General features: G+C 70.2%; 9 protein-coding genes. 6 read left to right on the top strand and 3 right to left on the bottom strand.

What is annotated here, in order from left to right:
- Positions 1–19 precede the first annotated feature (19 nt).
- The 6 genes from ACT53R_RS17080 to ACT53R_RS17055 all read left to right on the top strand — a co-directional run bounded on the left by ACT53R_RS17080 (position 20) and on the right by ACT53R_RS17055 (position 7,671).
- On the top strand, positions 20–1,081 hold the full coding sequence (locus tag ACT53R_RS17080; protein ID WP_476173116.1) for a quinone-dependent dihydroorotate dehydrogenase: 1,062 nt from the start codon (positions 20–22) through the stop codon (positions 1,079–1,081).
- Positions 1,078–2,127 (top strand): UDP-N-acetylmuramate dehydrogenase, encoded by a 1,050-nt coding sequence (murB, locus tag ACT53R_RS17075; RefSeq protein ID WP_476173115.1) that lies wholly within the window; start codon positions 1,078–1,080, stop codon positions 2,125–2,127. Before ACT53R_RS17080 ends, murB begins: the two co-directional genes overlap by 4 nt.
- Positions 2,124–3,035: a DMT family transporter gene (locus ACT53R_RS17070; RefSeq protein WP_476173114.1), complete on the top strand. Its 912-nt coding sequence runs from the start codon at positions 2,124–2,126 to the stop codon at positions 3,033–3,035. Before murB ends, ACT53R_RS17070 begins: the two co-directional genes overlap by 4 nt.
- A 321-nt stretch (positions 3,036–3,356) precedes the next feature.
- Positions 3,357–4,784, top strand: a complete 1,428-nt coding sequence (locus ACT53R_RS17065) for a pectin acetylesterase-family hydrolase (protein ID WP_476173113.1) — start codon at positions 3,357–3,359, stop codon at positions 4,782–4,784.
- An 88-nt stretch (positions 4,785–4,872) separates the two neighbouring features.
- Positions 4,873–5,526, top strand: coding sequence for a hypothetical protein (locus ACT53R_RS17060; RefSeq protein WP_476173112.1), 654 nt, complete (start codon positions 4,873–4,875; stop codon positions 5,524–5,526).
- Between the two features lie 93 nt (positions 5,527–5,619).
- Entirely contained in the window at positions 5,620–7,671 is a 2,052-nt protein-coding gene (locus ACT53R_RS17055) for a M13 family metallopeptidase (RefSeq protein ID WP_476173111.1), read from the top strand.
- A 70-nt stretch (positions 7,672–7,741) separates the two neighbouring features.
- Here ACT53R_RS17055 and ACT53R_RS17050 read toward each other — a convergent pair whose 3' ends face one another.
- From ACT53R_RS17050 to ACT53R_RS17040, 3 genes are all read right to left on the bottom strand, one after another.
- Positions 7,742–8,023: a hypothetical protein gene (locus tag ACT53R_RS17050; RefSeq protein WP_476173110.1), complete on the bottom strand. Its 282-nt coding sequence runs from the start codon at positions 8,021–8,023 to the stop codon at positions 7,742–7,744.
- Positions 8,024–8,255: 232 nt separating this feature from the next.
- A complete protein-coding gene (locus tag ACT53R_RS17045) occupies positions 8,256–11,684 on the bottom strand; it encodes a S8 family serine peptidase (protein ID WP_476173109.1) in 3,429 nt (1,142 codons plus the stop codon).
- Positions 11,685–11,879: 195 nt separating this feature from the next.
- Complete coding sequence (locus ACT53R_RS17040) at positions 11,880–14,498, bottom strand: S8 family serine peptidase (RefSeq protein WP_476173108.1); 2,619 nt, start codon at positions 14,496–14,498, stop codon at positions 11,880–11,882.
- Positions 14,499–14,567 lie beyond the last annotated feature (69 nt).

Here is a 14,567-nt window from a genome sequence, read left to right as displayed (position 1 = left end):
CGGACCGGCACCCGCACCGATGTACGGCCTCGCCCGCCCCCTGCTGTTCCGGATGGACGCCGAGCGTGCGCACACGCTCGGCCTGTCGATGCTGGAGACCGCGTACCGCACGGGCATGAACCCGCTGCTGTCGCGCGGCACGCCGGCGTTCCCGGTGAAGGTCATGAACATGACCTTCCCGAACCCGGTCGGTCTCGCTGCCGGGCTGGACAAGAACGGCGCGCACATCGACGCACTGTTCGCGCTGGGGTTCGGCTTCATCGAGATCGGCACGGTCACGCCGAAGCCGCAGCCGGGCAACCCGAAGCCGCGCATGTTCCGGCTGCCCGAGCACAAGGCGATCATCAATCGCCTCGGCTTCAACAACGAGGGCGTGGACGTCCTGGTTCGCAACGTCGAGAAGGCCAAGCGCAAGAGCGACGGCAAGCTCGGCATCAACATCGGCAAGAACAAGGACACGCCGAACGAGGACGCGTCGGTCGACTACCTGCGCTGCTTCGAGAAGGTGTATCCGCTGGCCGACTACGTGACGATCAACATTTCGTCGCCGAACACCGCCGGCCTGCGCGAACTGCAGGAAGAACAGCAGTTGCGGCGCCTGATCGGCCATCTGCGCGAGGCACAGGAGCGGCTGTGGACGCGCCACGGACGCCGCGTGCCGATGCTGGTGAAGGTCGCGCCTGACCTCGCCGACGAGGACATCGACGTCACCGCGCGCGTGCTCGGCGAAATGCAGGTCGACGGCGTCATCGCGACCAACACCACGGTGTCGCGCATCGCCGTGCACCAGCATCCGCTGTCGAAGGAAGCCGGCGGGCTGTCGGGCGAACCGCTGATGGCGAAGTCGACCGCCGTCCTGCGCAGGCTGCGCACGCGCCTGCCGGAACAGATCCCGATCGTCGGCGTGGGCGGCATCCTCACCGGCGCCGACGCGGTGAAGAAGATGGCCGCGGGCGCCAGCCTCGTGCAGTGCTACACCGGCCTGATCTACCGCGGCCCGGCGCTGATCCACGAATGCGTCGACGCCATCCGCCGCCGCAAGGAAGCGCCCAGCCGCGGCCACCTGCCCCCGACGACATGACCGTCCACATCACCGAACGCGCGCCGCTGCGCAACACTTTCGGCCTCGACGCGCACGCCGGCGCGCTGCTGGACACCGACGATCCCGCCGACCTGCCCGCGCTGTTCGACGACACCCTGCGCGGTGTGCTGCCGCTGGTGGTCGGCGGCGGCAGCAACCTGCTGATCGTCGAGAACCCGCGCGTGGCGCTGCGCTTCGGCGGCGCGACGATCCGCGTGATCGAAGACCACGACGCCCGCGCCGTCGTGCGCGCCGACGCCGGTGTCGAATGGCACGCGTTCGTGCTGTGGACGCTGGAACAGGGCCTCGCCGGGCTGGAGAACCTCGCGCTGATCCCCGGCACCGTCGGCGCCGCGCCAATCCAGAACATCGGCGCCTACGGCGTGGAAGCCGGCGAGCGCATCCGTGCAGTGGAGGCGTTCGATCGCCTCGACGGCGGGCTGCGCCGCTTCACGCATGCGGACTGCGCGTTCGCCTATCGCGACAGCGCGTTCAAGCGCGATCTCGATCGCTGGCTGATCGTCGCGGTGGAATTCGAGCTGCCGCGCGCGTCGGCGCTGCCGGACGACGCGCTGAAGCTCGACTACGCCGGCATCGGCGACGAACTCAAGGCGATGGGCGTGGCGAAGCCCGGCGTGCGCGACGTGGCCGAAGCGGTGATCCGCCTGCGCCGGCGCAAGCTGCCCGACCCGGCCGTCGTCGGCAACGCCGGCAGCTTCTTCAAGAATCCGATCGTGCCCGCGGGCCAGGCCGAAGCGCTGCAGATCCTGCATCCGGGCCTGCCGGTGTTCCGCGGCGACACGGCGGACACGCGCAAGCTCTCGGCCGCGTGGCTGATCGAACAGGACGGCTGGAAAGGCGCGCGCAGCAAGGACGGCTCCGGCGATGCCGGCGTCTCCGATCGCCATGCGCTGGTGCTGGTGAACCACGGCCGCGCCACCGGTGCCGAACTGCTCGCGCTCGCGCGGCGCATCGCCGCCGGCGTGCAGACACGTTTCGGTGTGGCGATCGAACCGGAGCCGCGCCTCGTCGGCGCCGTCTGGTGACCGGCGCGCAGACACCGCACCTGCGCGCCGCGCTGCTGATGCTCGGCAGCACGCTGTTGTTCGGCCTGATGACGATCGCGATCCGGCTGGCGTCGGCGACGCTGCACACGTTCGAGATCGCGTTCTTCCGCAACCTGTTCGGCCTCGTGGCGGCGCTGCCGCTGGTGGTGCGCCACGGCCCCGACCTGCTGCACACCACGCAGTGGCCGCGCTACCTGTTCCGCTGCACGGTCGGCGTGATCTCGATGATGGCCGGCTTCTGGGCCATCGGCCACCTGCCGCTGGCGCAGGCGGTGGCGCTGTCGTATTCGACGCCGATCTTCGTGACCATCGCCGCGGTGCTGTTCCTGCATGAGCAGGTGCGCGCGCGACGCTGGGCCGCGGTGGCGCTGGGCTTCATCGGCGTGCTGGTGATCGTGCGCCCGGGCAGCGCGGACTTCAGCGCCGGCACGCTGGTCGCACTGGTGGCGGCGGTGCTCAGCGGCGTGGTGTCGATCCAGATCAAGCAACTGTCGAAGGTCGATCCCGCCGATCGCATCGTCGTCTTCACCACGTCGCTGTGGGTGCCGATGTCGCTGCTGCCGGCACTCGCGGTCTGGCGCTGGCCGGAAGGCATTGCATGGGTGTGGGTGGTCGCCGCGGGCTTCCTCGGCACCGGTGGTCACATGCTGTGGACGCGCGCGCTGAAGCTCGGCGACGTCTCGGCGCTGACGCCGATCAGCTTCATGCAGTTGCCGCTGGTGGCGGCGGCCGGCTGGCTGCTGTTCCAGGAGCCGGTGGATCGCTGGACCGCGACCGGCGCGGCGATCATCTTCATCGCGAACGCCTACATCGCGCATCGCGAAGCGCGGCTGGCGCGCACGTCGGGCACGCACGCGCCGGTGGAGGCCGCGAAGCCTGGCGAATGACGTCGCAAGGCACATCCTTCGAACGATCGGCGATCGCCCATCGAACACTCGTCGAACGTTCGCCGCGAACGTTTCAAACGCAGGCGATTCACACGTCGCAAACGAATGCGGGATGGCCGCTGTCCGCCGCGTTGCGCGTTCGATTGCCGCGGCGCGCATTGACCCGGTCATGCCGGCGTTGTACACCGACGCGACGGCGCGCTAGACGCACGCCGTGCGGCACGGCACAGGGGACGTCGCCGCCACGCATTCCAGAACGATTCCATTCAAGCGATTCCATTCCATCCATTGCAGTCCCACACCGAAAAGGAGCATCGGCGCATGACCGCATCTCGAACCTCCCTCCCGCGACAGCGGGTCGCCCTGGCCACGGCGCTCGCCACCGCGCTGTCCGGCCTGCTGGTGGCCGCACCGTCGCACGCCGAGGAGGGTGACTATTCCGCCTGGGAAACCTTCGTCAACCTGATCTCGCCGCCCAAGGCCGACAACAAGGTGACCGCGGCGCAACGCACCGGCGATTACCCGCTGCTGGCCAATCCGTCGGGTTTCGCCGACGGCTTCAAGCCCGGCACCTACAGCCAGTGGCAGACCGTGCAACTGGCCCCGGAGACCGGCGCCATCTGCGGCAACGGCTCGCCCTACAAGTTCTTCGTCAACCGCGTCGCCAACACGCGCAACACCATCATCTACATGGAAGGCGGCGGCGCCTGCTGGGACTACGCCAGTTGCACCGGCCAGACCGGCATCCGCGGCGCGCGCAATCCCGACGGCATCCCCGACGACTACATGAGCCTGCTGAACCCCGGCGCGAGCCTGGTCAGCCCGTTCGTCACCCGCGTCAGCCCGTTCGATGCGGTGAAGACGCAGCAGTGGAACATGATCTACGTGCCCTACTGCACCGGCGACATCTACAGCGGCGACAAGGTCGCGGTGTATCCCGATCCCACCGGTGCGCACGCGCCGCTGGTCTGGCACCACAACGGCGTGCGCAACGTCCGCGCGGTGGTGGGCTGGCTGAAGGACAACCTGCCGCGTCCGACGCAGATGCTGTCCACCGGTTGCAGCGCCGGCGGCGCCGGCAGCCTCACCAACTACGCCACCCTGCGCCGCGACCTGGCGCCGACGCGCGGCTTCCTGATCGACGACTCCGGTCCGATCTTCGACGCGCCGGTGGGCGGCGATCCGCAGGTCTGGCCGCAGGGACCGCTGCAGACCCAGATCCGCCAGGCCTGGGGCCTGTCGCGTCCGAACGGCCCGCTGCCGTACATGGCGGCCGCACTGCCGCAGCTCGACCAGAACCAGCTGGGCACGCTGTACAACGCGCTGTCAGCGAAATATCCGAACGACCGCATGGGCCAGACCCATTTCTGGCAGGACCTGAACTACTCGTCGTACTCGTACGAGCGGTTCTTCAGCGACATCGCGAACGCGCCGAACCAGGCGACCAAGGAAGCGCTGATCCACGCCCGCTGGGGCACGGACACCGCCCGCCTGCGCGATCGCCTGAACGGTCTGGGCAACTTCGGCGGTTACTTCCCGCAATACCGCGCGCTCAACGAGAGCCACTGCACCACGATCGTCGATTTCAAGAACGGCGACATCCAGACCATGAGCCTGGAACTGCGCAACTTCATCGACAGCGTGATGAGCGGCTCGGGCAACGTGCTGGATGCGTCCGAGACCAGCGACGCGGCCGACCGCGCCAAACCCTTCAACCTGCTGTACTGGCTCGTCGACCAACTGGTCTGAGCCCCGCGCCGGACGGGCCCGACCGGGCCCGTCCGGTGTAGCCTATGGCCTGCGCCGTGCGGCGCGTTCCGCGAGACAGAATCCCTCCATGAAAATCCGCCTGGTCCATGTCGGTCTCGGTCTGGCCGCGGTGGCGACCCTCGCCATCGTGATCGCCGTGCGCCTCAAGCAGGAAGCGGTCGACCGGGCGCTGGCCACCGCGCCGCCGCCGAAACCCGCGGCCGCCGCGCCGGCCGCGGCCGTCGCCTCCACGCCAGAGGCCCGTGCCTACCAGGAACGCCTCGCGTTCGAGAACGAGGCCCGCAACTTCCTGCGCGATGCGCCGAAGCTGGACGACAAGACCCGCATGCGCCGGGCGCAGGCGCTGAGCCGCGAGATCGACCATCGCGAACAGAACCGCGAACTGTCCGCGGACGAAGCGATGATGCTGCGGATCGGCCTGATCCACGCCGCGGTGAAAGACGAACTGCAGCGCGTCGCGCAATCGCAGGAGGTGGTCGACCGCTATCGCAAGCAGACCGCCGAGCGCCAGGCCGCCTTCCTCGCGAAGCAGAAGCAGGACGCCCACTTCCAGGCGTACAAGGCCGCCGAGGCGCGGATCGTCGCCGAAGTGCTGGCGATGCCGAGCTATCCGGGCGGCCTCAGCCGCGACGACTACCTGCGCCTGCGCCTGCAGGAAGCGCGCGAGACCATCTACCGCACGCCGGTGCAGGTGCCCGCGCCGGCGCCGCCGACGCCCTGATCCCGCACGCGGTGATCCGCCCCCGACCTTCGGCACTGGTCGGGGCATGTCGACGCCCTACCCTGCGGGTTTGACCGTCGCCCGGACACCCGCATGAACAAGACCCTGCTTTCCCTGGCCCTCGCCCTGGCCACCTTCGCGCCCGCGGGCTTCGCCGGCGACGCCCGCGCGCCGCAGCTCGGCACGTTCGGCATCGACCTGCAGAACCGCGATCCGGCGACGAAGCCCGGCGACGATTTCGCCCGCTACGCCAACGGCCACTGGCTGGACACCTACCAGCTCAAGGACTACGAGACCCGCTACGGCTCGTTCAACACCCTCGCCGACCAGGCGGAACTGCAGTCGCGCGCGATCATCGAAGGCCTGCTCGCGCGCACCGACCTCAAGCCCGGCAGCGAGGAGCGCAAGGTCCGCGACCTCTACGCCAGCTACATGGACACCGCCGCGCGCGACGCCGCCGGCATCGCGCCGCTGCGTCCGACGCTGGATCGCATCGCGAAGATCGATTCGTACAAGGCGCTGACCGAGGCCTTCGGCCGCGCCGATCTCGACGGCACCGAGTCGCCGGTCGGGGTCGGCATCGCGGTGGACCGCAAGAATCCGGACCGTTACCTGGTGAACGTCGGCGTCGGCGGCCTCGGCCTGCCGGACAAGGATTTCTACCTGAGCGGCGAGCCGCGTTTCGTGAAGATCCGCGAGGCCTACCTCGACCACATCGCGACCATGCTCGGCTTCGCCGGCGTGCCGGCGGCCGACGCGAAGCCGCGCGCCGCCGCGATCCTGGCGCTGGAGACCGAGCTGGCGAAGCAGCATTGGGATCGCGCCCAGCTGCGCGATCGCGACAAGACCTACAACCTGCGCACGTTCGCGCAGCTGCAGTCGGAATTCCCCGGCTACGACTGGGCCACGCACTTCGCGGCCGAAGGCATCGCCCATCCCGGCGACGTGAACGTGAGCACGCCCAGCGCGGTCGCCCCGGTGCTGGCCATCGCGAAGCAGACGCCGCTGGCGACATGGCGCGATTACCTGACCTTCCATGCGGTGCGCAACCAGGCGCCGATGCTGAGCACCGAGATCGACGAGGCCGCGTTCGCCTTCACCGGCAAGGTGCTGAACGGCCAGAAGGCGCAGAAGGACACCTGGAAGCGCGGCGTCGCGCTGGTGGGCGGCCGCATGGGCCTGGGCGACGCGGTCGGCAAGCTGTACGTGGCCCGCCACTTCAAGCCCGAGGCGAAGGCGGCGATGGACGCGCTGGTCGCGAACCTGCGCGCGGCGCTGCGCCAGAACATCGCCCGCCTCGACTGGATGGGCGAAGCGACCAAGGCCGAAGCCTACCGCAAGCTGGAAACCTTCAACCCGAAGATCGGCTACCCGAAGAAGTGGCGCGACTACGGCAGCGTGACGATCGTGCCCGGCGACCTGATGGCGAACATGACGGCGCTGCGCCGATACAACCGCGACGACCAGATCGCCCGCCTCGGCCGCAAGCCGGACCGCGACGAGTGGTTCATGACCCCGCAGACGGTCAACGCGTACTACAACGCCTCGTTCAACGAGATCGTGTTCCCGGCCGCGATCCTGCAACCGCCGTTCTTCGACGTGAACGCGGATCCGGCGGTGAACTACGGCGGCATCGGTGGCGTGATCGGCCACGAGATGGGCCACGGCTTCGACGACCAGGGCTCGAAATCGGATGCGTCCGGCATCCAGCGCAACTGGTGGACCGACGAGGACCGCGCCCGCTTCGACGCGCGCACCAAGGCGCTGGGCGCGCAGTACGACGGCTATTGCCCGATCGAGAAGCAGTGCGTGAACGGCCAGCTGACGATGGGCGAGAACATCGGCGACCTCGGCGGCCTGTCGATGGCCTACACCGCCTACACGCTGAGCCTGGGCGGCAAGCCGGCACCGGTGATCGACGGCCTGACCGGCGACCAGCGTTTCTTCCTGGCGTGGGCGCAGGTATGGAAGGCGAAGTACCGCGAGGAAGCGCTGGTGACGCAGCTCAAGACCGATCCGCACTCGCCGCCGCAGTACCGCATCAACGGGCCGCTGCGGAACCTGCAGGAATGGTATGCGGCGTTCGACGTGAAGCCCGGCGACAAGCTCTACCTGCCGCCGGAGCAGCGCGTGCGCATCTGGTGACGCAGCGCCGGCATCCGCATCGATTCCGACGGCCGCCTCCGGGCGGCCGTCGCCTTTCTTGCGGTCGACGTCAGCGCCGCGACAGCCGCTCGGCGTAGAGCGCCGCTTCCTGCGCCTGCACGAGTTCGTGCAATTGCTGGTGCGCGACCGCCTTGTTGTGCCACAGCGCGCGCAGCACCTCGCGCAGTTCGCCGGCTTCGTCGTTGCGACGATGCGCGGCCAGTGCGCTCTCGTACCAGACGATCGCGCCGCGCGCGTTGCCCGCGCGCAGGCAGGCATCGCCACGCGCGAGGCGCTCGCGCAGGAAGGCGGAGACGTCGCCGCGGGCGTCGTCCGGCGTCGGGTCGGTCATCGGAGTGCTCGTGCCGTGCGGACCGCTTGGCCCGCGATACGGCAGACAACGACGGACGCCACGCATCCCGGCCACGATGCGACGGCTTGCGCATCCTCCACCTTCGTCGTCGATCGAGCGCTTCGATCGATCGTCGCCGCACCCGCAAACGCGACGGGGCCCGGATGTCCGGGCCCCGTCGGGGAATGCATTGCGGTCGCGGGCGATCGATGCCGACCGCCCGCGCAGCGGCTTACGGCGGGTTGGTGACGGTCAGCACCACCGGCACCGCGACGCGCGGCGACACCGGATCGTTGCTGGCGATGCACACGTTGGCGCGGTAGGTCGCCGCCGAGAGCGACGCCGCCGAGAGGATCGCATGGTGCGTGCGGGTCTCGGTCGGGAACAGCGAACCCGACGCCGGGAACGGCGCACCGATCCACGGCGCACCGCAGTCCACCAGGCCGCGGATCTGGATCGACAGACCGGCGAACGCGGTGTTCGAGGTCCAGGCACCGGTGCCGTTGGTGGCGACCGTGATCGAGGCGAACGACCCGTTGCCCGTCACCGAGCCGAACTGCGCCCAGCGGTTGGCGAACGTGCTGCGGGTGTTCACGACGATCCAGTACTTGCCCGGCGGCAGGGTGACGTTCTGCCCGGCCGCGACCAGGTCGAGGCGGATGGTGCCGGCCGCATCGGTGCTCACGCCGGCGGCGGCGGGCGTCGCGGTGTAGGTCCACAGCGCCGCCGCGGCGGCCGACTGCGGATTGCCCGCCGGCAGGCCCGCGGCATCCGGATAGATGCTCCAGGTCAGGTTCGCCGCCACGGCGCTCAGGGCCGAGCCGCTCACCACGAAGCCGTCGGCGGCCACGGAGGTCAGCGTGGTCGTCTCGATGACGTCGAAGTCGTCGGCCGAGAACTGCGCCGCACTGCCGGCCGTCGCCGGGTCGGTGTAGATGGTGTTGCGGAAGCCCGAACTGATCGCACCGCGGGTCGCGTTGTAGGTGCTGGCCGCGCCCTGGCCGGTGGTCTCGACGGTGTAGTTGAGCGCCGAACCACCGCTGTTGCCGATGGTGAACGCCGCGTCGACCGTGCCGCCGGTCTGCACCGTGCCGCTGGCCGGGCTGACCACGTTGGCCACCGGCGGCGGGACCGCGACGGCGACCGGGAGGTGCAGCTCGGCCGTGGGATCGATCATGCCGCCGGTGAGGCGCGGCATCAGGCTCACGCGACCGAACTTCCACGCGCCGTCGGCCGGGATCAGCCACGAGAAGATCGTGAACTTGACCGAACGGGTCTGGCCCGCGGGGACCCACAGCAGCGGGGTGCTCGGCGCACCCGGCACGCCTTCCAGCGTCACGCGCCAGAGCGTGCCGCTGGTACCCGGGTTGCGGAAGGTGCGGGTGAACTCGCAGATCGGGAAGCAGCGGCCATTGGCCAGGCTGGCGAGGTTGAGCGCGGACGGATCACCGCCGCTGGCCGGGTTGGCGGCCTGGAAGCGCGCGGTCGTCTCGTCCAGCACCAGGCCGGCGCGGACGGCGCGGTCGATGCGGATGCGGCCCGCGCCGCGGGCGTACGGATTCGCCGGCGTGACCTGGTCTTCCAGCAGCACCTGCTCGGTCGAGGTCATCATCAGCGCCGACTTCACCTCGGCGACGGTCCAGGTCGGACGCGCCTGGCGGACCAGCAGCGCGGCACCGGCATGGTGCGGCGTGGCCATCGAGGTGCCGTCGTACAGGGCCAGCGCGTTCTCGGAGCCGGTCAGCGCCGTGCCCGACACCGCGGCGAGGATCTGCACGCCGGGCGCGGTGACGTCGGGCTTGATCAGGTCGAAGCCGGACACCGGGCCGCGCGAACTGAACGCGCCCAGCGCATCCGGCGTGTTCGGCAGGCCGACCGCCGGGAAGGTGATCTGCGCCGTCGTCGTGGCCGGGTTGGCGAGACCGAAGTTGCGCAGCGCGGTGCCGTCGGTCTGGAGCACGGCGAAGGCCGGGATGGTCGTGCCCGGCACGGACGGGATCAGACCGCCCGCCGCGTTGTTCGAGATGATCACCGCGACCGCACCGGCGGCGGCGGCGTTGTTGACCTTGATCGCGAAGCTGCAGGTACCGCGACGGACCAGCGCGATGCTGCCGGCGAACGTGTTCGCGGGGTAAGCCGCGCAAGCGTCGCTGGTGGTGTCGAAGCCGGGGCTGACGATCAGCGGCGTGGTGCCCGGGATCGTCGCCGACAGTGCGACGCCGCCGGTGCCTTCGTTCATCGTCACCGGCTGGAGGCCGGGCGGCACCGGCGTCGGGCCGGTGACCTGCATCAGGACGGCGAAGCTGCCGCGGCCGTGTTGCGCGGCCGCCGTGGTGGCAACCCACGGTTCGACGTGGCCCAGCGTGGACGCGGCCGGGCCGCTGTTGCCGGCCGAGGCCGCGATGTAGATGCCGGCGTCGGTGGCGCTGAGGAACGCCTGCGACACCGATTCGCTCCACGGCGCGGTGCCGCCGCCGATCGAGTAGTTGATCGCGTCGACGATGCCGTCGGCGATGGCCTGGTTGATCGCCGCCACCGCCGAGACGTTCGGGCACAGGCCCTGGCCGGTGCTGGTGTTCGTGTAGCAGATGTCGTGGGCGATGATGTTCGCCCGCGGCGCCACGCCGGAGATGCGCAGCGGCGCGCCGCTGAAGACCACGTCGCGGCGATTGCCGGCCGCCGTCGAGGCGGTGTGGCTGCCGTGGCCGTTGGTGTCGCCGAAGCCCGGCTCCTCGCGGACGTTCGCCGTGCCGCAGGTGTTGCCCGGCGCGGCGCAGACGAAGTCGTAGCCGCCGATCAGCTTGCTGTTGCAGCGACCGGCATCCACGCCGCCCGCGGCGCAGGTGCCGAGGTAGTTGCCATCGCCCAGCGGATTGACGTGCACGTAGCCGTCGACCGGATCGGTGGCGGCGAACGACGGGGCACCGAAATTGATGCCGGAGTCGAGCATGGCGATGACCATGCCCTCGCCCTTCGCGGCGAGCGCGCCGCCGGGTTCGTCGGCGGTGCCGGTCCAGACCGTCGGCGCACCGATCAGGGTCGGGCCGACGTCGGTGTCCATCCGGTATTCGCGATAGGCCTCGACCAGGCGCACGCCGTTCATCGCGCCGATGCGCGCGGCTTCGGCCGTGGTCATGTCGGCGATGATGCCGTTGACCGCGTGCTGCATGCGGCGACGCACCTGCAGCGGGCGACGGATCAGGCCGGACATCTGGCGTTCCATCTGCTGCTGCTTGCGCTGCAGGTAGCCGACGTATTCGCGGGCGACGTGGCTCTTGACGTCCAGGCGCGGCCAGCCGAACTGGCCGATCTTCGCCTGCGACATCGGGATGCCGGCCACCTCGCCCTTGTAGGACGCGAGCGGGGCTTCGTTGAAGAGCACCAGATAGGTGCCGCGATCGTTGCCTTGCGAAGCCTTGGCGGCGTGCGCGGGCGTGCGGATGTCGCCGCTGCCGGCATTGAACTGTTCGATCACGGGATAGCGCGTCGTCGGCACCATCGTGAACGCACGCTGCTGCGGCACGGCGACGCCGTGGTCACGCGGCGCCACGGCAGCGTCACGCGCTGGACGGGCAAGCATCTCGCGCCACGACGCGGCGCTGGCGAGCGCCGCGACCGCGCACAGCGCGACGGCGATGCCCCACTTTCTCGAAATCGGCATGTTGGGTTCCCCGGTGAGATCGTACTGACGCACGGAAGCAGGACGCTTCCCCCCTGCAACGCGACCCGCGCCCCTGCGCGGACTGCCCGCGGAACGGCGGGCAGCCACCGGAGTCTAGGGCTTTTCGCAACGCAGCAGCTAGTGCTGCCGCGGGGAACCGGCGGCGGGCACGACGGCGCCGTGCGCGCCCGGCGTTCAGCGCTGGCCGGCGCCCCGGCGCAGGGCGGGCGAGGACGCTCCGCCGAGTTGCGAAATGCCCGGATAGAACGGCTGCGAGGCGAACGCCACGGTCCGGATCACGCCGATGGGCAGGTGCAGTTCCGAGGACAGGTCGATCATCCGGCCGGTGAACTGCTCCTGCATCACCAGCTTGCCGAAATGCCAGTTGCCGTCGGCGGGGAGCTGGGAGGCGTTGATCGTGACCGTCACCGGCAGCGTGGCGCCCGCCGGGAACCAGACCAGCGACGGCGCCGTGGCGGTCAGCCCCTGCACCGAGACCACCCACAGCGAGCCGTAGGTGCGGGTGTTGCGGAAGGTGCGGGTGAAGCTGCACGACGGCGGGTTGCAGGTCATGTCGACGAGGGCCGGCAGGTTCAGGCCGACCGTGCTGCCGCCGTTGCTCGGGTTCGCCGCCAGGAAGTTGGCCTTGGTCTCGTTCAGCACGAGGCCGGCGTTGACCGCGCGGTCGACCCGGATGCGGCCCGAGCCGCGGTTGTTGGGATCGGCCAGCGTCACCGAGTCTTCCATGTAGACCTGGTCGGTCGAGGTCATCATCAGCGCGGACTTGGTTTCCATCGGCGTCCAGTCCGGATGGACCTGACGTACCAGCAGCGCGGCGCCGGCGTTGTGCGGCGACGCCATCGACGTGCCGTCGAGCATGTCGATGGCCTGCTCCGAGCCGGTGATCGTGGTGCCGGAGACGACGGCGAGGATGGCCACGCCCGGGGCCGCGATGTCGGGCTTGATCATCTCGTAGCCATTCGGGCCGCGCGAACTGAATCCGGCGAGCACGTCCGGCGTGTTCGGCACGCCCACCGGCGGGTAAGGCAACTGCGCGGTGGCGTTCGAGGGATGGGCCACGCCGAAGTCGCGGATGGCGTTGCCGTCGGTCTGGGTGACCGCGAACACCGGGATGGTGGCGCCCGGGACCGAGGGGATGACCGTGCCGGCCTGGTTGTTCGCGATGATGATCGCGACCGCACCGGCGGCGGCGGCGTTGCTGGCCTTGGTCGTGAAGTTGCAGGTGCCGCGGCGGACGATGGCGATCGCGCCGTTGAAAGTGTTCGCCGGGAAGGCGGCGCAACCATCGCTGGACGTGTCGACACCGGGGCTGATGCGCAGCGGCGTGGTGGCCGGGATGGTGGCGCCGAAGGCGACGCCGCCGGTGCCCTGCGCGGCGATCAGGCCGGTGACGTTGGCCGGCACCGGGGTCGGACCGGTCGCCGAGAACAGCACCGAGAACGCGCCGCGGCCATGCTGCACCGCCGCCGTCGTCGACACCCACGGCTCGTTGTGGCTGACGCTGCCGGCGGTGGGGCCGTCGTTGCCCGCGGCCGCGGCGACGTAGATGCCGGCATCGGCGGCGTTGAGGAACGCCAGCGACACGGTGTCGGACCACGGGTTGGTGCCGCCGCCGATCGAGAAGTTGAGCGCATCGACCACGCCGTTGGCGATGGCCTGGTTCACCGCCGCCGCCGAGGACGAACTGGGGCACAGGCCCTGCCCCGTCGAGGTGTCGGTGTAGCAGACGTCGTAGGCGATGATGTTGGCATGCGGCGCCACGCCGGAGATGCGCAGCGACGCGCCTTGGTAGGTCACGTCGCGGGTATTGCCGGCGGCCGTCGACGCGGTGTGGCTGCCGTGGCCGTTGGTGTCGCCGAAGCCCGGCTCTTCGCGGACGTTGGCCACGCCGCACTTGTTGCCGGGCGAACTGCAGACGAAGTCGTAACCGCCGATCAGCTTGTCGTTGCAGCGCCCCTGGTCCACGCCACCGCTGACGCAGGTACCCACATAGACACCACTACCGAGCGGATTGACGTGGACATGGCCGTCGACCGGACCGGTGCCCGCAAATGACGGCGCGCCGAAGTTGATGCCCGAGTCGATGATGCCGACGACCATGCCTTCGCCGCGATGGCTGGTGCTGCCGGCCGGCGCCTGGCCGGTCCACACCGGCACCGCGCCGATGAAGGTCGGGCCGACATCGGTCGCCTGCTTCTCGTCGCGGTTGGCCTCGACCAGCTTCACGCCCGGCATCCGCGCCACGCGCGCCGCCTGGGCGGGGCTCATGTCGACGACGATGCCGTTGAGCGCGTGCTGCATGCGCAGGCGCACCGGCAGCGGCGTCCCCAGCGTCTGGCCGATGCGCTGTTCCATCGCGCGCTGGCGGCCCTGCAGGTAGTCGACGTAGGCGACCGCCGCGGAACTCTTCACATCCAGACGCTGGCGTCCGCCGGGCGAGACCATGCGCTTGGGCATCGCCAGACCGGGCACGCCACCGCGGTAGCTGGCCAGCGGCTCGTCCTCGAACAGCACCGTGTAGGTCGCGCGGGCGTTCGGGCGGCCGGCCTTCGGCGAGACCGCCGGCGGCGCGCCGGGCAGATCGCCGATGTCGTACGACCAGCCGCGGCTGCCCGACAGCTGCGCGGACACAGCGGTCGCGAGCGGCGACGTCACCGGGGCGCGGCCCTGGGCCGGAGCCGCCAGGCGTGTGCCGCGGAACGACAGGGAAGACGTGGTCGCGGCCGCTGCCGCGACGGCGGCGACCGCAGCCGCGGACAGCAGGATGCCCTTCTGGAATTTCGTTTTGCTCATGTTGGCCCTCGACGCCGGTTCGTTCGTTTCGGCCCGCGCGGCGCCCCCGGCGCCGTTCCCGCGTCCGGG

The organism is Lysobacter sp. DMC104 (assembly GCF_056313665.1).
The sequence above is the reverse complement of the archived record's forward strand: the minus strand, read 5'-3'. Positions and strand labels throughout refer to the sequence as shown.